A 20774-nucleotide genomic window follows, 5' to 3' on the forward strand; every position below is an offset into this window, starting at 1 on the left:
TGCTGCACCAGAGCCATTTACTGTCCGAACAAGTAAACCCCATAATCCCATCCCACCCCACACGTGATCCACATCACTTCGAGATGGAATGTGCTTAAGTGGGTGCAGTTTGGGCTGCTGGGCCACCTCTTCTGGCGCGAGATGCGCGGTTTATTTGTTCGAACAGGTGATGCTCTTCACTCATCCGGAAAGTGACGGGGAGCGACCCACTCCGGACAGTGCGTCGGGGACGCGTGAAGCGGCCGTGTGCCGTTCAGGCGTCCACAACGATGTGCACGTGGCGGGTGACGAGGGGTGGCGGGTTCTGCGGGGAGGTCGGACAACGCGGTTCACGTGAAGGACGTGCTGCCCCCTGGTAGCGCTGGACTCCCACGGCCAGGACTGTCGGCGTTCTACGCCGCCTTCGTCGTAGTGCTAACCGGCTTACTGTCGGCCTCGTTCACCGTGGTCACCGTCGTCTTGGCTCTGCCGACGTTGGCGTCCGCCGCGGCGGACGGGGTGCTGTTGCGCGGGTTCGGGCCACTCGGCATGCCGATCGCCTCGGTGGTGCTGCTGGGCGCCATGCTCACGTTGGCCGCATGGGGCTTGCTGCCTCACTCTCCACTACGCTCTGGACCGCGTGGCCGTTCGCCGCTTGGATTTCCGGGCCTTGTCGCCGGGCACTGAGGTCGCCATTGACCCGACGTTCGACCGGCGTCACCCCTCCGGCAGAGCCTGCTCCGCCCAGATTGTCTTCCCGGCCCGGGTGTGGCGCGTACCCCAGCGCTGGGTCAATTCCGCCACCATGAACAGACCACGGCCGCCCTCGTCCTGGAGCCGTGCCCTCCGCAGGTGCGGACTGGTGCTGCTGCCGTCCGAGACCTCACACACCAGGGTCTCGTCCCTGATGAGCCGGAGACGGACCGGTCCGGCGGCGTGCCGGATGGCGTTGGTGACCAACTCGCTGACGACCAGTTCCGTGACGAACGCGATGTGCTCCAGCCCCCATGAGGCGAGCTGTTGTGCGGCATGCCGACGGGCCTCGGCCACGGCGGCCGGATCGACGGGCACATCCCAGGCGGCAACGCGGTCCTCGCCGAAGACGCGAGGCCTGGCCAGCAACAAGGTGCTGTCATCGCCGCCCGGTTCGGGGTTCAGCGTGTGCAGGACGCTGTCGCACAGCGCGTCGAGCGAGGAGGACCGCTGGATCAGGGCGCGGCGCAGCGCGTCCGTCCCCTCGTCCAGGTCGTCGGAGACCAGCAGGCCGTTGGTGAACAGGGCGAGCAGGCTGCCCTCGGGCACGGTCACCTCGGCTGTCTCGAACGGCAGGCTGCCCAGTCCCAGCGGTGGGCCGGCAGGCGCGTCGACGACCTCACTGGTGCCGTCCGGACGGACCAGGACCGGAGCCGGATGGCCGGCGCGAGCGAGGGAACAGGTACCGGCGACAGGGTCGTAGACCGCGTACAGACAGGTGGCTCCCACATCGCCGGGGATCTCGTCGGTGGCGTCGCTTCGTTCGGCGGCGGCGTGGGTCACGATGTCGTCGAGGTGGGTGAGGAGTTCGTCGGGCGGCAGGTCGATGTCTGCGAGGGTGCGCACCGCGGTCCGGAGCCGCCCCATGGTTGCTGAGGCGGCGATGCCGTGGCCGACGACATCGCCGACGACCAGGCCGACCCGTGCTCCCGGCAGCGGAATCACGTCGTACCAGTCACCGCCCACCTGGGTGTCACCGCCCGCGGGAAGGTAGCGGGCGGCCGTCTCGGCGGCCGGGTGAGGGGTCGGGCTCGGCGGCAGCAGCGCACGCTGCAGCGCCAGCGCGACGCCGCGCTCGCGGGTGAACCTGCGCGCGTTGTCGAGAGAGATGGCGACCCGTGTGATCAGGTCCTCGGCGATGGCCAGGTCATCTTCGGTGAACGGCTCGCGGAACGGCGCGCATCTGAGGAAGAGGGCTGCTCCCAAGACGGTGTCACGCGACCGGATGGGGACCGCGATCAGCGAGTGCAGTCTGCCTTCCTGCGCCTGCGCCGCATGAACGGGATCTTCGGCGAACCAGCGGCGGATGTCGGGGGCGGTGACGGGGCGCAGTTCCGCGCGGCCGGTGGCCAAGCATCGGGCGGCGGGCGACTCGGCCGGATGGCGCGTCGTCTCGCCCGGGGCGGGGTGCTGCCAGGACACCGTGTGCGCCGCCTTAACAGCGGCCCGGTGCAGTAGGACGGGGCCCGGCGTGACCGGGAGGGGCAGGTCGCCCTGGAGGACGGCATCGAGCAGGTCGACGCAGACGACGTCCGCGAAGCGGGGCACTGTGACCTCGGTGAGTTCGCGGGCGGTGCCCGCCACGTCCAGGCTGCTGCCGATGCGGGTGCGGGCCTCACCCAGCAGGGCGAGCCGCTCCCGGGAGTCGTATTGCTCGGAGTAGTCGTACGCCGACACGGCCGCGCCACGCACCCGGCCGGACGGGTCCTTGAGCGGATAGACGTCCATTGCCCAGGCGTGCGCCCTGGACTCGCCCGGCAGTCTGAGGAAGCGCTCGACGAAGTCCGGCTTGCCGGTCTCGAGAACCCGCCGGATGAGGTGTTCGGTGTCTTGGTACAGGTCTCCCTGGACGACCTCGGTGATGAGGCGGCCACGTGTCTGCTCCGCAGTGAAGCCCGTCACCCGCGCCAACGCATCGTTCGCATGGAGTGTTCGCGCGTCCGGACCGTAGACCGACAGCGGGAAGGGGTGCTGGTCGAATGCCCACTCTTTGAGCGGCTCCTGCCCTGCGGCGTCCGGAGCCGGCGCGGGCAGTGCCGTGAGTAGGAAGCTGGCTTCCCCTTCCTTCTCGGCGAGCGGAACCAGGAGCACCCGGGCATTCAGCGGCCGGCCGTCGCGATGCCGGGGGCCGCCTTCCGCCTCGGTGAACAGGTCGGCGAGCGGTCTGCCGACGATCTCCGGTGCGGTGTGCCCCCAGAGCCTCCGCGCGCCTTCGCTCCAGTGGGTGATGCGGCCGTCGGCGTCCGCGACCGCAACCGCGACGGCCGTGTCAAGGGCGGTGCCGGGCGGCAACGGAAGGCGCTGCCCGGGCGACTCGTGGGACTTCATCGTCGTGTCCTGTCCGGCCTGTGGTTATGTCAAAGATGCTCTGCGGCACGGGCCGGCAGCAAGCCGGGCGGTCGTTCGCGTGTCAGGAAGCGTGAACGGCTGCCGACCGGATGCGCGGGTCCGACCGGCATCCCTCGTTCAGGAGGCCAGGTCGCCTCCGTCGACGACCAGGACCGTTCCGGTGACGAAGGCGGCCAGGTCGCCGGCGGCGAACGGTACGGTGCGGGCGATGTCGGTGGGGCGGTCCGTGTGTCCCAGCGGAAGCTGAGCGCCCTAGAGGCGAGTCCACGCCGCACCCGCGACACGAAGGCCGGTACCCCCGGGGGGTAAGATGGCCACTCCGGCGTCCGGTGCGCACGGTGAAGGTGGAGCTCATGGGGATACGGACAGCGCACAGCGGCGGTTCAGCCGTTCGCTGTGTGTACGGGGTGTTCCTCACCCTGTGCGTCGCGCTGGCCGTGCTCGTCCATCATGAGATATCCGGGATGACCGACTCGCCGATGCCGGCCACGGCCCACGCGGCCATGCCGGGCGCAGCCCATGACGCTCACGTGCTGCCGGACGGCACGGCGTCGTCCGTCTCGGACGCATCCACACACAATCTCAACGACAGCGGATGCGCCACGCCAGGCATGCAGCACTGCAGCTCGGCGAGCATCACCACCGTGCATCTCGCCATACCGGGGCAGAGCGCGTTCGACGCCTCGGCCGATCTCCTGAGGGCCTCGTCCCGACGCGCACCGGGCTCCGTGGCGAGCAGAGCTCCGCCCGATCTGTCCGTCCTCTCTCAACTGCGCATTTAGGCCGCGCCGGACGGCGCGCGATGTGCCGTCCCTCCGCGACCACATCGGCAGTTACGACACAGAGGACACCACGTCATGAACAGCATCAACCGCCGCTCCGTCCTGCTCGCCGGGCTCGGAGCCGCCGGAACCGGCGCCCTCGCCGCCTGCAATGGCGGCTCCGGTAACACCGGATCCGGCAGCGGCAGCGGCAACGCCCTGGTCAGCCCGACCGCCTCGGCGGTCGCCGCCGCCGAGAAGAAGCGCACGAGCAGTGGACGGCAGCGGAAGCTCACCCTGACCGCGTCACCCGCGATGATCGACCTGGGCGGCGGCGTCATGCCCAAGACCTGGGCCTTCGACGGCCGTACGCCGGGCAAGGAGGTACGCCTCTCCGTCGGCGACACTCTGATAGCCGAGCTGTCCAACCAGCTCCCGAACAAGACGGCCACGTCGATCCACTGGCACGGCATCGCCCTGCGCAACGACATGGACGGCGTGCCCCCGGCCACACAGACCGCAGTCCGGGCCGGATCCACCTTCACCTACAGGTTCATCGCCGACGCCCCGGGTACGTACTTCTTCCACCCCCATGTCGGCGTCCAGCTCGACCGTGGCCTGTACGCCCCGCTGATCGTCGAGGACCCCAAGGAGCCCCTGTCGTACGACGACGAGTGGGTCGTCCTCCTCGACGATTGGCTCGATGGCGTCACCGGCACCCCCAACGAGGTCTTCTCCGAGCTCAAGCTGGGCATGGCCGACATGAGCGGCATGGACATGAGCAGCAACCCGAGCCCCAGCAGCTCGGACAGCATGGGTGACATGGGTGACATGGGCGGGATGGACATGGGCGGTTCCGCCTCGGCCTCCGCCTCCTCCGGCGGCATGTCCAAGAAGTTCATGCTCATGGGCGCCACCAGCAGCCTGCTCGGCGGCGACGCCGGTGACGTGAAATACCCGCACCACCTGATCAACGGCCGCGTGGCCACCGACCCGGATGTCTACACCGGCAAGCCCGGCAAGAAGGTACGACTGCGCATCATCAACGCCGGCTCGGACACCGCCTACCGGGTCGCCCTCGGCGGCCACAAACTGACCATCACCCACACCGACGGCTTCCCCGTCCAGCACCAGGAAGTGGACACCCTGCTGGTCGGCATGGGCGAACGCTACGACGTCCTCGTCACCCTCGGCGACGGCGTCTTCCCGCTCGTCTCCCTGGCCGAGGGCAAGAACGCCAACGGCCTGGCCCTGATGCGCACAGGCTCCGGAAGCGCACCGAAGGCATCCGTCCGTCCACAGGAACTCGACGGCATGATCATGACGGCGTCCCAGCTGCGGGCCGCCGACGATGTGCGTCTCAAGTCCTCGAAGACCGACGTCACGCACCAGATCAAGCTGACCGGCAACATGATGAAGTACAACTGGGCCATCAACGGCACGCCGTTCGACATGAAGAATCCCGAGGCGCACCCGATCGTCATCGAGGAGGGCCAGCGGGTACGGCTCGACTTCGTCAACACGACCGAGATGTGGCACCCGATGCACCTGCACGGCCACACGTACCAGCTCGGAACCTCCGGGCCGCGCAAGGACACCACGATCGTGCTGCCCAAGAAGACGGTGTCCGTGTTCCTCGACGCCGACAACCCGGGCCAATGGATGATGCACTGCCACAACGCCTACCACGGCGAGGCCGGGATGATGGCGAACGTGGCCTACAAGGCCTGACGTTCTCCTCGTGCCACCTGGACGGGCCCACCGGTCGCGTTGCCGTTCCTCGGCATTGCCGAGGAACGGGCTGACCGCGCCGGCCGGGCCCGGTCCCGATACCGGGGCAACGAGCCCCGGAGGGAGCCTGTGGTGACGTGGTCGACCGTGCTGTTCGCATTCACCGCCGGGTTGCTGATATCCGCGAGCGGGGCGGGTCCGCTAGGCCCTGTCGTCACATTCCCGTCGCCCACGCGGAGGGCGGGCCCTGCGGCGTCAGGTGCGTGCTCTCGGCGTGCCGGGCACAGGCCCTCGTACTGAATGTACTTGGGTCTGTGCCCGGTGCGGTGAAGGGGGTCCCTCCCTGTTCGAGCGAAGCCGAGAACTTGGGGGCGCGTGCATGGCGTCGCGGGGCAGACGGGAATTTAACGACAGGGCCTAGGCGTCGAGACGTCGTTGAGCTGCTCGATCTCGCGCTTGTACGCAACCCCTGGTGTCTCGGTGAGCGTGGGTGCGACGGACACCGCGCGGACACGGCGCGGATGCCGTGCGGGCCCAGCTCGACGGCCGGCCTCCTGTTGTCGGCCACGTGAGCGGCATTGCCCCCGCCCACGACGACAGCGGTTCCGAACAGCTGCACGGCGGTGTCGACCAGGGGGCACCGCCTGGGGGTCGGCGACGACGTTCGCCCCGGCATCGGCGAGCCGTTCGGCGATGCCGACACCCACATCGGTGGGGTCGGGAACCATGTGATCAGATCCTTCGGTGGAACAATGGGTGACCAAGTAACTGCTCGCCTAAACAGTATGTAGAGCCGTTGGGCTGTTTTTGGGGGATGCGAAAGATGTCGGTGGAGAGTTCGTGTCGGACGGCAAACGGGATTCCGAGCTCTGCCTGATCGCGCCTGTCATCGTCGCCGCAGGTCGAGTGCGAGGCCTTGGAGTCGGCCGTGTCGGTGGGGCGGCATCTCGCTGAGGTCGAAGCGGCTCGCGCCGTCTGCACGGGCCCTCTGGTGTCCTAGTCGGTCTCGTGGCTCCGGGGAGGGGTTTCCGTCGCGAAGTGGTGTAGCTTTGTCGACCAATCATATGTGACTGATATGACTTCTGGGAGGGCCCATGAGTGCCATCCTCATTCGCGGCGGCCACGTCGTCACGATGGACCCCGACCTCGGGGACTTGCCCGACGCGGATGTACTCGTCCGTGGCGGCCGTATCGTCGACGTCGCCCCGAACCTGGCGGCGGGTGGGGCACATGTGGTGGAGGCGGGCGGCCGCATCGTTCTGCCCGGACTCGTCGACGGCCACCGGCACGCCTGGCAGAGTCTGCTGCACGGGCTCGCCACCGACTGGAGTTTCCCGACGTACATGCGCCTAGTCCGCGGAGGCTACGGCGGCTGCTTCGACGTCGAGGATGCCTATCTGGCCAACCTACTCGGCGGCCTGGAGTCGATCTCCGCCGGCATCACGACCATCGTCGACCACAGTCACCTCCAGACCTCCGCCGATATCAGCACCGCTCTGGTGCGTGGTCTGTGGGACAGCGGCGTGGGCGGCTACTTCGCCTACGCGTTGCAGAACGCTCCTGACTGGTTGAGGGACGCACCCGCCGCCCCGGAGGCACTGCGAGAGCTCCTTACCCGGGCGCCGGACCCGGAACACGGCGAGCGCTTCCATAGCGTTCGCAAGACGCTGACCGACCTGGACCGGGCCGGCTCCCACCGCCTCAGGCTTGGTGTGGCCCTGCCCGAGACGGCCCCCTACCTGCCGCTCGACATGATCCGGCCCCTCCTCGAACGCGTCCGATCCCTGGAGCCGGCGCTCGTCACCGGGCATTGGAACGCTCTGGTGCACGGGGACCAGTACGTCTCCACGCTCAAGCAGCTTGTCGGGGAAGGGCTCTTTCGAGGGGTGACGGTGCTGTCGCACTGCAACCAGCTCAACGAAGACGACCTCGACGTCATGGCCCGTGCGCGCATCGGCCTGGTCACCACCCCGGGCACGGAGGGCGGCATGGGCTTCGGGCCGTTCCTTGCCCGTCGGATCGTCGGCCGGGGCGGAGCAGCGGCTCTCGGCGTCGACACCACCTGTTACGCGCAGGCCGACATCCTTGGCGAGGCCCGGGCATTGCTGGCAGCCGAGCGCCGGGACGCAGCCGTCATGACAGGCGGCATTCCGCAGGAGGTGCAGCCCGCGCGCACCGTACTCGAATTGGCGACCAGCGTCGGGGCCCGGGCCGTCGGACTCCAGGACGAGGTGGGCTCCCTCACCCCGGGGAAGCGTGCGAACGTCGCGGTCGTCCTCCCGGACCCGGTACGAGCCCGTCCCGGTGCCGACCCTGTGGCCACACTGGTCCACTACACCGGACCCGGCGACGTGGAGACGGTGCTCGTCGACGGCGAGATCCGCAAGTACGCGGGGCGACTCGTCGGCATCGACACCGCCGACCTCGCCCGACGGTCCGCCGAGTCGCTGGACGCCATCCGCAGGCGCTTTGCGGCCCTGCCCGCCGAATTGGTCGATGCCGCGTGGCGCGGCATCTTCTGACGGCGGAGCGGGCGCCGTGATCCGTCGACCACGACGATCGGTCGACGACCTCGGTATCCCTTTGGTAACCGCTGTGCGTCGCGCACCAGCGTGCCGCCCAGTTGTCGTACGACACACCACATCCCGGCTGACCAACAGTTTCCCCGAGTGCAAGGAGATGACATGAGTACCGACACGGCGAGAGACACCTACCTGCCCGAGCGTCCTGGCCGCCGCCCGCGCACGACCCCCGCCACTCCCCACGTGCAGCTCGACCAGCACGCACCACCGGCCTTCAACGAAGAGTTGTGGCACCTGATGACAGGATTGCGGGGCGTGACGAGCGGCCGCAGTGGCATCTCACTGCCGCAGACGCGGGCCCTGCACCTTGATCCGGCGCTCGCCCTAGGGCCCGATGATGCGTTCATGGTCGGAACCGAGTTTGCCCACCTGCACGGCGACGGCAGCGGAAGCCTGCACGTGGCGCTGCCGCCCGATCGCGCCGCGGAGGCGGTCCGGAGCGGATGGGCGGAAGCGCATCCGGTCGTGACCATGGGCCTGGGACCCGAGACCTGGGTGATGCTGTACGGGCCGCAGGATGAAAGCGAACTCGCCGTCATCTGGCAGCTCGTCCAGGACAGTCACGCCTTCGCATGCGGTCAGGTATCGCCATCCCGCGCGTGAGACTGAATGGCTGCCCGGTCCGTCACCGCGATGTGACGGACCGGGCAGCCGTTGCGGTTTCAGTCCACTTCCACCGCCGTGCGCAGGACACGCTCGGCGCCGACCGTGCGAACGGGACCGATCAGGTGGAACGTTCCGCGCAGCCGGACATCGGTGCTGGACGAACCGACCATCACCGAGATCTCGCCCGGTTCGACGGTGCGGCGCATGTCCGCTCCGGTGTAGGCCAGCCGGTCCGCGTGCAGGCGGAAAGTGACCCGGCGTTGTTCGCCGGGAGCGAGGCGGATGCGGGTGAATCCGCTCAACTGTGTGACGGGCCGGGGCAGTTGTGCGACGGGGTCGGCGGTGTAGAGCTGGACGACCTCCGAGCCGATCCGGTCACCGGTGTTGCGTACCAGGCAGCTGATCTCGGCCTCGCCGTCGGTCGGGATCGTCTCGGCCCCGAGTTCCAGACCCTCGTAGGCGAACGTCGTGTACGACAGTCCGTGGCCGAAGGGATACGCCGGGGTGGGGTTGAGGTTGCTCACGCCCTCGCTGTTGCCGCCCAGCGGGGCGTGCAGGTAGGTGGCCGGCTGGCCGCCCCTGCTCCTGGGGACCTGTACGGGGAGCTTGCCCGAGGGAGTGACCCGGCCGGACAGTACGCCCGCCAGCGCGGATCCGCCCTCCTCGCCGGGGAAGAAGGCCTGGACGACGGCGGCCGCGCGGTCGGCGTATGCACCCAGCGCGTAGGGCCGGCCGGAGACGACGAGCAGTACGACCGGGGTGCCGGTGGCCAGCAGCGCCTCGACCAGCTCGTCCTGGACGCCGGGCAGCGCGAGGTCCTCCGCGTCGCAGCCTTCGCCGGAGGTGCCGAGGCCGAACAGTCCGGCGCGGTCGCCGACGACGGCGATGCACACGTCCGCCTCCCGGGCCTGATCGACCGCCGCGTCAAAACCACTGCGGTCGATGTCCTTGACCGGGCAGCCCTGTTCGTACGCGATCCGGGTCTCCGGCAACTCGGCGGCGAGGGCGTCGAGCAGCGAGCTCGTCTCGATGCCGTTGTCGTAGCCGGGGTGGTGGGGCAGGACGTGATTGGGGAAGGAGTAGCAGCCGAAGAAGGCGTTGGAGTCGTTGGCGCAGGGCCCTATGAGGGCGATGGACGGGGTGTCCTGGCTCAGAGGCAGGATGCCGTCGTGGTTGTCGAGGAGGACGATGCTCTGCTCGGCGAGCTCACGGGCGATCGCGCGATGGGTCGGCGGATCGAAGTCGATCGGCTCCTCGACATCGACCTCGGGAGTGAAGCCGGCGTCGAGCAGTCCGAGTTCGGCCTTCTGGCGCAGGACGCGCCGTACGGCGCGGTCGACCAGGTCCTCGGCGACGGTGCCGGCCCGGACGAGTTCGGCGAGGGGTTCGCCGTAACACAGGGTGTCGGGGAGTTCGACGTCGATCCCGGCCGCCAAGGCGCGGGCGCCGGCCTCGCCCTCCGTGGCGGCGATCCGGTGCATGGTGCGCAGGAAGGCGATCGACCAGTAGTCGGATACGACCGTGCCGTCGAATCCCCATTCCTCGCGCAGGATCCCGGTGAGCAACGACGGGTCCGCGCCGGCCGGCATGCCGTCGACGTCGGAGTAGGAGTTCATCACCGAGCGCGCCCCGCCCTCCCGCAGTGCCATCTCGAACGGAGGCAGGATCACGTCGGTGAACTCCCGGCGCCCCATGGAGACCGGGGCGTGGTTGCGTGCGCCCTTGGAGGCCGAGTACCCCGCGAAGTGCTTCAGCGTGGCGATGATCCCGGCGCTCTCCAGCCCACGTACGTAAGCGCTGCCGGTCATACCGACGAGATACGGGTCCTCGCCGAGGGTCTCCTCGACCCGGCCCCAGCGGTAGTCGCGTACGACGTCCAGGACGGGGGAGAGGCCCTGGTGCACGCCCACCCGGCGCATGCTGGTGCCGATCGCGTGGGCCATCCGCTCCACCAGGTCGGGAGCGAAGGTGGCCGCCCAGGCCAGGGCCGTGGGGAAGACGGTGGCGCGGTAGGTGGTGAATCCGGTCAGGCACTCCTCGTGCGCGATGGCCGGAATACCCAGGCGGGTGTTGTCCATCAGGTCACGTTGGAGGTTGGCGAGCTGACGTGCGCCCTCGGCCGGTTCAACGGGGCGTGTGCCGAACGGCCTGGTCAGGTGGCCCAGGCCGTCCTTGCTGGCCGAGGCGAACTCCGTGTGGCGGGCGAAAACGTCCTGCATCGGTGCGACGTTGCCACTGACGCGTTCGACGCCGGGCCAGGCGCTGCCGAGCTGGGCGAGCTTCTCCTCCAGGGTCATCTCCGCGAGGAGGGCCTCGACCCTGTCGTCGCGCGGGCAGGCCGGATCGGCCCAGGGTGTGGTCATGGTGCTTCCCTTGAGCTGGCGGCGCATGGCGCCGGTGTGGGGTCAGGTGTGGCTGGGCGGAGGTGCCGTGGAGGCCCGGACCACCAACTGGGTGGCGAGTTCCAGCCGGTGGCTGTCCAGGGGCTGTCCCGCGGCGAGCCGAAGCAGGCTGCGCAGTGCGGCGCGGCCGATCTCGGCGAAGGGCTGGCGGACGGTGGTCAGGGGAGGGGCAGAGGTGGCGGCCGCGGCGGTGTCGTCGAAGCCGACGACGCTCACATCCTCCGGTACGCGCAGGCCGTTCACGCGGGCGGCTTCAATGACACCGAACGCCTCGAGGTCGTTGCCGGCGAAGACGGCCGTGGGCGGATCGTCCAGAGCGAAGAGTTCCAGGGCGGCCTGGTAGGCGGGTTCGAACCGGAAGGCGCCCGGCTTGATGAGCCGCGGGTCCGGCGTGATGCCGGCGCCGGTGAGGGCGGCGTGGTAGCCGTGCAGCCGGGCGGTGTTGCACAGGGAGTCGTGCCGACCCTCGATCATCGCGATACGGCGGTGACCGAGCTTGAGCAGGTGCTCGGTGGCGGCCATGCCGCCGCTGAAGTTGGTGGCCCCGATGCTCGGCACATTCTCGTCGGGCACGTTCATCGGATCGATCAGGACGAGCGGAATGCCCGACTGCGCGAACTGGGCCCGCTGCTGCGGCGTCACTTCGGAGGTCACCAGGATGAGGCCCTCCCGCCCCGCGTTCGTGATCTTCCTGGCCCAGGTAGCGCCCAGCGGATCGTCGGGAGTGACACCGATGACGACGTCGACGCCGGCCTCGGTCGCCGCCTCCGTCACGCCTTGGGTGATCACCAGGTTGTTGGGGTTGACCAACTGGTCGAAGGTGAGGTCGATGGTGCGCACCTGCGACTGGGCACCGCCTGGCCCACGGGCGACGTAGTCGTGCTCGACGAGCAGCCGCTCGATACGCGCCCGGGTCTCGGGGGAGACGTCACTGCGGCCGTTGACCACCTTGGACACGGTGGCCACCGACACCCCGGCCGCTTCGGCGATACCGGTCAGGGTCGTCCGACCTCGCTCGACGGCTCTCTTCGCCATGCTGGTCCTTTCGAAGACTTACGGGGACGTTAGCGCAAGCTTTCGCACCGGTCCAGCGTCTGATTTGTGCTGAAGATTAATCCACCAGACATCTTGACCTGGCCGAAAGTGCGACCTACTTTGTCGGCCATGAAACGCAGAGGTTTCGAAAACTTTCGAGCCGCGAAGCGTCTTTCGAGCCTCTGAAGAGCTAAGGAGCTCACGATGGCCACGAGAATCCCCACCCGCATCCTCATGACCGCCGGCGCGGCGGCCCTCGCCCTGACGGTATCGGCCTGCGGCAGCAGCGGCCGCAGCACCGGCTCGGGCTCCGGCGACGGCGCGCTGGTCTGGGCCCTGACGCAGGGATCCGAGGCGACCTTCCGCGCCTCGGCCACGGAGTGGAACAAGGCCCACCCCGACAGCAAGGTCAACTACCAGTTCTTCCAGAATGACCCGTACAAGCAGAAGCTGCGCACCGCGGTCGGCGCGGGCAACGGTCCGGTGCTCTTCGAGAACTGGGGCGGCGGCGCGCTCGGCGACTACGTCAAGGCCGGCAAGGTCGCCGACCTCACGTCCGACCTCGACCAGAACCCACAGTGGAAGAACCGCATCTTCCCATCGGTGCTGAAGGCCGCCACCATCGACGGCAAGGTCTATGGCGTCCCCGTCAACGGCGTGCAGCCGGTGGTCCTGTACTACAACAAGGAACTCCTGGGGAAGGTCGGCGCTCAGCCGCCCAAGACCTGGGACGACCTGCTCACCCTGGTCGCGAAGCTCAAGGCGAAGGGCATCGCCCCGCTGTCGATGGGCGGCGCCTCGAAGTGGCCCGACCTTATGTGGCTGGAGTACCTCGTCGACCGCGTAGGCGGCCCCGACACCTTCGCCAACATCGCCGCCGGCAACAAGGGCGCATGGTCCGACCCGGCAGTTCTCAAGGCGGCCCAGATGATCAAGCAACTGGTGGACGCGGGCGGCTTCTCCAAGGGCTTCACCTCTGTCTCCGCCGACACCGGACAGGCCGAGGCGCAGGTGTACACGGGCAAGGCCGCGATGATCCTTCAGGGCAGCTGGGCGTACGGCACCATGGCCACCGGCTCGCCGAAGTTCGTCTCCGACGGCAACCTCGGCTGGAGCGGCTTCCCGGCCGTCGCGGGCGGCAAGGGCGATGCCACCAACATCGTCGGCAACCCCGCCAACTTCTTCTCCGTCTCCGCCCAGGCCGGAGCCAAGGACAAGAAGAACGCGGTCTCGTACCTCAAGGACGGCGTTTACAACGACAGTTACGTCGACAGCCTCCTCAAGAACGGCGACGTCCCGCCGGTGAAGGACCTCGACGCCAAGATCAAGGCCTCGGCCAACGCGGACTGGTCGACGTACGTCTACAACCTGACCCGCGACGCGAAGAACTTCCAGCTCTCCTGGGACCAGGCGCTCACGCCCGCGCTCGGTGACACCCTCCTCACCCACCTCGACCAGCTCTTCCTCGGCCAGATCAGCCCGCAGCAGTTCTGTGCCCAGATGGACCAGGCGACGGCGAAGTGACGCTGTCCAGCGCCTCGAAGGCGCCACCCCGTAAGCGCGGCTGCGCACGCCGCTCGCGCGGCGACGGCCCGCCGTTCCTCATGGCCCTGCCCGCGCTGTTGCTGTTCGCCCTGTTCGCCCTCGTGCCGATGGCGATCGTGGTCTACCTGAGCTTCACCCGCTGGGACGGCCTGGGCAGCCCCGCCTGGGCCGGGTTCGACAACTGGCACGAGGCCCTCACCAGCGACGTCACTCGGCACGCCCTGTGGCTCACTCTCAAGATGATGGTCATCTCCTGGGCGGTGCAGACTCCGCTCGCCCTGATGCTGGGCGTGTTCGTGGCCGGGAAGCAGCGCTACCGCGCGCTGCTCGCCGTCTTCTACTTCGTCCCGCTGCTGATCTCCACGGCAGCGATCGCCATCATCTTCAAGAACCTGCTCGACCCGAACTTCGGCCTGGGGGCGACGCTCCACCTGCCGCTGCTTGACAAGGACTGGCTGGGCGACCCCCAACTTGCCTTCTATGCAGTTGTGTTCGTCATCTCCTGGCAGTTCCTGCCCTTCCATACCCTGCTCTACCAGGCAGGGGCCCGGCAGATCCCGGTCTCGCTGTACGAGGCCGCCGCGATCGACGGAGCGGGTCGGATCAAGCAGTTCTGGCACATCACGCTGCCCCAGCTGCGCTACACGATCGTCACGTCCTCGACGCTGATGACCGTAGGCTCCCTCACCTATTTCGACCTGGTGTTCGTGCTCACCGGCGGCGGTCCCGGCTACTCCACCCGCATCCTGCCGCTCGACATGTACATCACCGGCTTCCAGAGCAACCAGATGGGTCTCGCCAGTGCTATCTCAGTGGTGCTCGTCGTGGCCGGACTGGTCCTCTCTCTAGCCCTCGTCCGGTTCTCCGGTTTCAGCCGGATGCGAAGCCAGCAGGCAGGTATGTGATGTCCGCGCTCTCCCATGCCCCGTCCACCGACTCGCCCGCCGCACCGCCGCCCGCAACACCCGCACATGGGCCGGACCGCGGCCGTCTGTGGCGGTTGCGCCGTACCAACCCGCTCGGCGCGCTGGGCGGCCTGGTGTGGCTGGTGATCGTGCTCGTGCCCGTGTACTGGGTCGTCGTCACCAGCTTGCGCACCCGCGAAGGCTACTTCGACGCCAACCCGCTCTCCGTCCCCTCGCACCCGACCCTGCAGAACTACCGCCAGGTCCTCGACAACGGCTTCGGGCACTACCTGCTCAACAGCCTGCTGGTGACGACGGGCGCGACCCTGCTCACCCTGTCGGTGTCATTCCTCGCCGCCTACGCCATCGTGCGCGGTACCAGCCGCGCGCTGCGCTGGACGTTCAGCGTCTTCCTGGTGGGTCTCGCCATCCCGTTGCAGGCCACGATCATCCCGGTGTACTACCTGATCGCGAAAGCGCAGATGTACGACACCCTGCTCGCGATCGTGCTGCCCTCAGCGGCCTTCGCGATCCCGATCACCGTGATCATTCTGGTCAACTTCCTGCGGGACATCCCCGACGAGCTGTACGAGTCGATGCGTGCCGAAGGCGCCGGCCACTGGCGCATGCTGTGGAACCTGGCCCTTCCTCTGTCCCGACCGGCGTTGATCACGGTCACGATCTACGACGCGCTCAACGTCTGGAACGGCTTCTTGTTCCCGCTGATCCTCACCCAGAGTCCCGACAAGCGCGTCCTGCCGCTGTTCGTCTGGAGCTTCCAGGGTCAGTTCACGATCAACGTGCCGGCGATTCTGGCCGCGGTCGTTCTCTCCACGCTGCCGATCCTCGCTCTCTACGCCATCGGCCGCCGTCAGCTCATCAGCGGTCTCACTGCCGGATTCGGCAAGTGAGCTCACGGCATCCGCGTTCTACGGAAGGGCCTCAGTTCATGACAGGAATACGCCCCGTTCGCTGGGGTGTCCTCGCCACCGGCGGCATCGCCCACACCTTCGCCGAAGATCTGCGTCTCATCCCCGACGACGCCGAACTGGTGGCCGTGGGCTCCCGTCGCGCCGAGGCCGCCCGGCGGTTCGCCGACCGGCACGGCATCGCACCCGTCCATACCCACGGCACGTGGCAGGACCTAGCCGCCGACCCGGACGTCGACGTGGTGTACGTCGCCACCCCGCACTCGGCCCACCACACGGCCGCCGCCCTCTGTCTGGAGGCCGGCAAGGCGGTGCTGTGCGAGAAGCCACTCACCCTCAACCTCGGGCAGGCCCGGGACCTGGTGAGTATCGCGCGCAAGCGCAATGTCTTCCTGATGGAGGCGATGTGGACCTACGTCAACCCCGCCGTGCTGCGCATGCAGGAGCTGATCGCGGACGGCGCGATCGGTGAGGTCCGCTCAGTGCACGCCGACTTCAGCATCTCCCTGCCCTTTGACGCCACCCACCGCCTGCACGACCCCCGGCAGGGCGGCGGAGCTCTGCTCGACCTCGGCGTCTACCCCGTCTCCTTCGCCCATCTGCTCCTTGGTGTCCCCGACGCCATCTCCGCCTGGGCTCACCTCAACCCACAGGGGGTCGACGACAACACCGGCATACTGCTCGGCTACGACAGCGGACCGGTCGCGGTGCTCTCCTGCTCACTGGGTACGCAGACGGCACAGCGCGCCTCGGTGAACGGCACCCTGGGCCGCATGGAGTTCGCCCGCGACTTCTTCCATGCAGACGGGTTCGTCCTGCACCGGCAGGGCCACGAGCCCGAGGAGGTCCGCCTGCCGGACTCTCCGGGCAACGGCTACACCCACGAGGCGCGGGAGGTGGCCCGCTGCCTGCGGGCCGGCGCCACCGAGTCGCCGTTCGTTCCGCTGGACGGCACGCTCGCGGTCATGGCGACGATGGACGCCGTACGTCGGCAAATCGGGGTCCGCTACCCGGGCGAGTGAGGCAGCCGGGTCCGCCCGCGTCGGCAGTCAGCCGACGACCGAGGGGTCGCCGGCTTCGGAAGAGGTGCCGGTGAGGTTCGCCTCGATCCGGGTCAGGACCCGCATCGCCTGCTCGTACTCCTCGTCCGTGAACCCCGCGGCGGTGATCGATTCCAGGTCGCGCCAGGCCTGCAGGACCCGGTCGCGCAGGGCTTGGCCCGCGCGGCTGGTGTTCACGACGACGGCTCGGCGATCGTGAGGAGAGGGGCTGCGCGTGACGAACCCGGACTGCTCCAGGCGCTGCAGCATTTTGGTGACGGTGGACGGATCGAGGCCCAGCGTCTTGATCAGATCCGCCTGGCGCTGTTCTCCGCGTTCCCAGAGCTGCATCATCAGCAGCTCCTGCCCGGGGTACAGGCCGGTCTCGCGCAGCAGGCTGCCCGCCATGATCCGGTGCACACGGGCGGCGCGGAAGAGGGCCTCGCTCATCGGAGCGTCGGCGACGGTCGGTACCGCATCGTCTGTGCCCTGGACCGATTCGGACGCTGGCGGCATGGTTGCTGTTCCTCCTTGCGTGGCGAGCGAGTCGCTTGTCGTGGAATCATCTCACCTATACTAGATTGGTCGGCCAATAGATTGGTGTGTGGCGGCAAGCCCTGGCCTGCGGAGTGGAATCCATGACCCTGCCTGTGCTCTTCGGTGCGAACGTCGACCCGGTGTGGGGGGAGGGCGATCAGCCGCTGCGGTACGCCCTGCAGGCGGACCGTGACGGCCTGGACCTCGTCACCGTTCAGGATCACCCCTATCAGCTGGCGTTCCACGACACGTGGACCTTGATGGCGTTCCTCGCAGCCCGCACCGAACGGGTGACCTTCGTCCCCACGGTGGCCAACCTGCCGCTGCGGCCGCCGGCGATGCTGGCCAAGGCCGCAGCCAGCTTCGACCTGCTGTCGGGCGGCCGTTTGCAGCTCGGACTGGGTGCGGGGGCGTTCTGGGAGCCGATCGCGGCCATGGGGGGTCCGCGCCGGGGCAAGAAGGAGTCCGTGGACGCGCTGGTCGACGCCATCGACGTGATCCGGGCCATGTGGAGCGGTGAGCGGACCGCGCGGGCAGGCGGTGAGTACTACCGCGTGGCCGGTGTCCACCCTGGGCCCACGCCGTCCCGGTCGCTGGGCATCTGGCTGGGCGCCTACGGGCCCCGCATGCTCGAACTGACCGGCTCCAGGGCCGATGGGTGGATGCCCTCGCTGTTCTCCCTCGGGCTGGACCGCCTGGGCGAGGCCGTCGCCCGCATCGACGATGCCGCGGCGCGCGCGGGCCGCGATCCCGGGGCGATCCGCAAGGTCTACAACCTCAACGGACTCATCGAGCCAGCCTCCGGTGGAGACTTCCACGGTCCCGTGGGGCAGTGGGTCGAACAGATCACGCAGGTGTGCCTCGAGTACGGCATGAACGGGTTCGCCTACTGGCCGAAGCAGGATCACGGGCGCCAGCTGAGCGTGTTCGCCCACGAGGTGGTCCCTGCTGTCCGGAAGGCTCTCGCGGCGCCTTGATCGCGGGCCGTCGCGGGTCTCGCCGGCCTGTTTCCCACTCTCCTGTGCCCCGGGGAATACCTGCTGTGTGTCGTACGCTAGGGGATGCGATTGGTCGGCAAATTAAGTGCCGGTCAATCCGTTGATCGGCCGACACGGCTGGTCCGCTCGTCCAGAGAGGCTCCCTTCTATGTCCGCACAACCTTTCGCCGCCGACAACACGGCCATACTGCTCATCGACCATCAGATGGGCACTATGGGATGGGTCCGGTCCATCCCCTTCGAGCAGATGAAGGCCAACGCCCTGGCCCTGGCCCAGACGGCCAAGGCCGTCGGCATCCCGTTGGTGCTCACCTCCTCCATGGAGGAGTACGCCCAGGGCCCGCTGCTGACAGAACTCCAGGAGATCGCCCCCAAGGAGTTCGAGGGGCGGATCAAGCGTCAGGGTGTCGTCAACGCCCTGGACGACGAGGACTTCGCCGCCGCGGTGCGGGAGACCGGACGCAAGAAGCTGATCATCGCGGGCGTCACCAATGACGTGTGCACCGTCTACCCCACCCTCACGGCTCTGCAACTGGGTTACGACGTCCAGGTCGTCGCCGACGCGGGAGGCTCCCCGACGAAGATGGCCGACGACATCGCCATCCGCCGCATGGAGAACGCCGGCGCCACCATCACCTCCACCGTCCAGCTTCTGGCCGAACTGGCCGAGAACTGGACCAGTGAGCGCGGCGGCAAGATCATCCCGTTCGTCATGGGACTCATGCCGCAGCAGTGACCGAGCGGAGTGAGGGGGAGGCTGTCGGCCCGCCCCTCACCCATGTGCCTCGCGGCCTTGTCCTGCCACCTGCCCCAGAACCTTTCGCCATCTCAACTCCCGGAGCTCCCAGTGCAGTTCGGTACGTTCTCCATAGGTGACGTCACCCCCAACCCCACCACCCGCAGGCCGCAGACCGAGCAGGAGCGGCTGAAGGCGATGGTCGCGATCGCGGTCAAGGCCGAAGAGGTCGGATTCGACGTCTTCGCGACCGGCGAACACCACAACCCGCCGTTCGTCTCCTCCTCGCCGACCACCCTGCTGTCCCACATAGCTGCGAAGACCAGCCGGATCATCCTGTCCACGTCGACGACGCTGATCACCACCAACGACCCGGTCAAGGTCGCCGAGGACTACGCGGTGCTGCAGCATCTCGCCGATGGCCGGGTCGACCTGATGCTGGGCCGTGGCAACACCGGTCCCGTCTATCCCTGGTTCGGCAAGGACGTCCGGCACGGTATCCCGCTCGCCATCGAGAACTACGCGCTGCTGCACCAGTTGTGGCGCGAGGAGTACGTCGACTGGGAGGGGCGCTTCCGCACTCCGTTGCAGTCCTTCACCTCGGTCCCGAGGCCGCTGGACGGCATACCGCCGTTCGTCTGGCACGGCTCCGTGCGCAGCCCGGAGATCGCCGAGCAGGCCGCCTTCTACGGCGACGGCTTCTTCGTCAACAACCTCTTCATGCCCAAGGACCACTTCCGCCGCCTGATCGGCATCTACCGCGAGCGCTACGCCCACTACGGCCACGGCACCGCGGAACAGGCGATCGTCGGCGCCGGCGGGCTCGTTTTCGTCCGCCGCAACTCGCAGGACGCTGTACGTGAGTACCGCCCATACTTCGACAACTCCCCGATGTCCGGGCACGGTCCGACGATGGAGGAGTACATGGAGCAGACGCCGATGATCGTGGGCAGCCCCCAGCAGGTCATCGACAAGACACTGACCTTCCGTGAGCACTACGGCGACTACCAGCGCCAGCTCTTCGCCGTCGACACCGGCGGCATGCCGCTGAAGTCGGTCCTGGACACGCTCGACCTGCTCGGCGAGGAGGTCATACCCGTCCTGCGCAAGGAGCTGGCCGCCGTGCGGCCCGGCAACGTTCCTCAGGCGCCCACCCACGCCTCCCTGCTCGCCGACCGCGACGCGCCGGCCTCCCTGGCCGCCGAGGGCTCCGAGGAGGCGGCCAAGTGAGCACCCGGCAGCCCCTGCGACTGGTCGTCGTCTCGGCCGGTCTGAGTGTTCCCTCCTCCACGCGGCTGCTCGCCGACCGGCTCACCGAGACGGTCCGCACGGAACTGGCCGCAGCGGAGCGCGAGGTCGAGGTGCAGGTCGTCGAACTGCGCGACCTGGCTGTCGACATCGCCAAGAACTTCGCCTCAGGTTTCCCTTCACCCGAGCTGTCCGAAGCGATCGAAGCGGTCACCTCGGCCGACGGCCTGATCACTGTCACGCCGGTGTTCACCGCCTCCTACAGCGGTCTGTTCAAGTCGTTCTTCGACGTCATCGACAACGACGCGCTCACCGGCAAGCCCGTACTGGTGGCCGCCACCGGAGGGACCGCACGCCACTCCCTCGCCCTGGAGCACGCGCTGCGCCCCCTCTTCGTCTACCTGCGCGCCGTGGTCGTACCCACCGCCGTGTACGCGGCATCGGAGGACTGGGGCGGCCACGGCGACGCCCTCACCGACACGCTGCCCCGCCGGATCGCCCGTGCGGGCAGGGAACTGGCCGCTCTCCTGCGCGACCTCCCCGGGAACGGCGGCCGGGCGGCCGATGACCCGGACGTCGTGCCCTTCGCGGAGCAACTGGCCGCCCTGCGACCCGAGTAGACCGCGAAGTCGCGGGGG

Annotated in this window: 18 protein-coding genes; 12 read left to right on the forward strand and 6 right to left on the reverse strand. The window is 68.4% G+C overall.

From position 1 onward, the window contains the following. Positions 1 to 392: 392 nt before the first annotated feature. The 3 genes from KVT44_RS52890 to KVT44_RS61325 form a co-directional block, all read right to left on the reverse strand. Positions 393 to 569, reverse strand: coding sequence for a hypothetical protein (locus KVT44_RS52890; RefSeq protein WP_217576021.1), 177 nt, complete (start codon positions 567 to 569; stop codon positions 393 to 395). Positions 570 to 696: 127 nt separating this feature from the next. Further along, positions 697 to 3060, reverse strand: a complete 2364-nt coding sequence (locus tag KVT44_RS52895) for a SpoIIE family protein phosphatase (RefSeq protein WP_217576023.1) — start codon at positions 3058 to 3060, stop codon at positions 697 to 699. 138 nt (positions 3061 to 3198) lie between these two features. Beyond that, positions 3199 to 3318 carry an SDR family oxidoreductase gene (locus KVT44_RS61325; RefSeq protein WP_217576068.1) on the reverse strand — a complete coding sequence of 40 codons (120 nt, stop codon included), beginning with the start codon at positions 3316 to 3318 and terminating at the stop codon, positions 3199 to 3201. Positions 3319 to 3434: 116 nt separating this feature from the next. Between KVT44_RS61325 and KVT44_RS52905 the strand changes: the two genes are divergently transcribed. The 4 genes from KVT44_RS52905 (at position 3435) to KVT44_RS52920 (ending at position 8758) form a co-directional block, all read left to right on the forward strand. Then, complete coding sequence (locus KVT44_RS52905; RefSeq protein ID WP_217576025.1) at positions 3435 to 3863, forward strand: DUF6153 family protein; 429 nt, start codon at positions 3435 to 3437, stop codon at positions 3861 to 3863. A 75-nt stretch (positions 3864 to 3938) separates the two neighbouring features. Then, positions 3939 to 5573: a multicopper oxidase family protein gene (locus tag KVT44_RS52910; RefSeq protein WP_217576027.1), complete on the forward strand. Its 1635-nt coding sequence runs from the start codon at positions 3939 to 3941 to the stop codon at positions 5571 to 5573. Between the two features lie 1094 nt (positions 5574 to 6667). After that, the gene (locus tag KVT44_RS52915) at positions 6668 to 8095 is read left to right on the forward strand and encodes an amidohydrolase family protein (RefSeq protein ID WP_217576029.1); all 1428 of its coding nucleotides are present in this window, start codon (positions 6668 to 6670) and stop codon (positions 8093 to 8095) included. A 162-nt stretch (positions 8096 to 8257) separates the two neighbouring features. Then, entirely contained in the window at positions 8258 to 8758 is a 501-nt protein-coding gene (locus tag KVT44_RS52920) for a luciferase family protein (RefSeq protein WP_217576031.1), read from the forward strand. A gap of 59 nt (positions 8759 to 8817) precedes the next feature. Here the strand turns inward: KVT44_RS52920 and KVT44_RS52925 are convergent, their stop codons facing one another. Together KVT44_RS52925 and KVT44_RS52930 are read right to left on the reverse strand one after the other, a co-directional pair. Next, entirely contained in the window at positions 8818 to 11124 is a 2307-nt protein-coding gene (locus tag KVT44_RS52925) for a glycoside hydrolase family 3 N-terminal domain-containing protein (protein WP_217576033.1), read from the reverse strand. Positions 11125 to 11166: 42 nt separating this feature from the next. Further along, positions 11167 to 12198: a LacI family DNA-binding transcriptional regulator gene (locus KVT44_RS52930; RefSeq protein WP_217576035.1), complete on the reverse strand. Its 1032-nt coding sequence runs from the start codon at positions 12196 to 12198 to the stop codon at positions 11167 to 11169. Positions 12199 to 12402: 204 nt separating this feature from the next. Here KVT44_RS52930 and KVT44_RS52935 point away from each other — a divergent pair, with 204 nt between their 5' ends. The 4 genes from KVT44_RS52935 to KVT44_RS52950 all read left to right on the forward strand — a co-directional run bounded on the left by KVT44_RS52935 (position 12403) and on the right by KVT44_RS52950 (position 16599). Then, a complete protein-coding gene (locus KVT44_RS52935) occupies positions 12403 to 13722 on the forward strand; it encodes an extracellular solute-binding protein (protein WP_217576037.1) in 1320 nt (439 codons plus the stop codon). An 80-nt stretch (positions 13723 to 13802) separates the two neighbouring features. Beyond that, a complete protein-coding gene (locus KVT44_RS52940; RefSeq protein ID WP_217576069.1) occupies positions 13803 to 14648 on the forward strand; it encodes a carbohydrate ABC transporter permease in 846 nt (281 codons plus the stop codon). Next, entirely contained in the window at positions 14648 to 15559 is a 912-nt protein-coding gene (locus tag KVT44_RS52945; RefSeq protein ID WP_217576039.1) for a carbohydrate ABC transporter permease, read from the forward strand. Before KVT44_RS52940 ends, KVT44_RS52945 begins: the two co-directional genes overlap by 1 nt. 38 nt (positions 15560 to 15597) lie before the next feature. Further along, positions 15598 to 16599, forward strand: coding sequence for a Gfo/Idh/MocA family protein (locus KVT44_RS52950; protein WP_217576041.1), 1002 nt, complete (start codon positions 15598 to 15600; stop codon positions 16597 to 16599). A 27-nt stretch (positions 16600 to 16626) separates the two neighbouring features. Here KVT44_RS52950 and KVT44_RS52955 read toward each other — a convergent pair whose 3' ends face one another. Next, the gene (locus KVT44_RS52955; protein ID WP_217576042.1) at positions 16627 to 17133 is read right to left on the reverse strand and encodes a MarR family winged helix-turn-helix transcriptional regulator; all 507 of its coding nucleotides are present in this window, start codon (positions 17131 to 17133) and stop codon (positions 16627 to 16629) included. 122 nt (positions 17134 to 17255) lie between these two features. On the opposite strand from KVT44_RS52955, the gene KVT44_RS52960 reads away from it, so the two are divergent. The 4 genes from KVT44_RS52960 (at position 17256) to KVT44_RS52975 (ending at position 20756) form a co-directional block, all read left to right on the forward strand. Then, positions 17256 to 18131, forward strand: coding sequence for an LLM class flavin-dependent oxidoreductase (locus KVT44_RS52960; protein WP_217576044.1), 876 nt, complete (start codon positions 17256 to 17258; stop codon positions 18129 to 18131). Between the two features lie 169 nt (positions 18132 to 18300). Continuing rightward, on the forward strand, positions 18301 to 18888 hold the full coding sequence (locus tag KVT44_RS52965; protein WP_217576046.1) for an isochorismatase family protein: 588 nt from the start codon (positions 18301 to 18303) through the stop codon (positions 18886 to 18888). Between the two features lie 111 nt (positions 18889 to 18999). Then, positions 19000 to 20118 carry a CE1758 family FMN-dependent luciferase-like monooxygenase gene (locus tag KVT44_RS52970; RefSeq protein ID WP_217576048.1) on the forward strand — a complete coding sequence of 373 codons (1119 nt, stop codon included), beginning with the start codon at positions 19000 to 19002 and terminating at the stop codon, positions 20116 to 20118. Beyond that, positions 20115 to 20756 carry an FMN reductase gene (locus tag KVT44_RS52975; protein WP_217576050.1) on the forward strand — a complete coding sequence of 214 codons (642 nt, stop codon included), beginning with the start codon at positions 20115 to 20117 and terminating at the stop codon, positions 20754 to 20756. Before KVT44_RS52970 ends, KVT44_RS52975 begins: the two co-directional genes overlap by 4 nt. The last annotated feature ends 18 nt before the right edge of the window (positions 20757 to 20774 follow it).

It is taken from the genome of Streptomyces sp. GbtcB7 (genome assembly GCF_019091445.1).
Taxonomy (GTDB): domain Bacteria; phylum Actinomycetota; class Actinomycetes; order Streptomycetales; family Streptomycetaceae; genus Streptomyces; species Streptomyces mirabilis.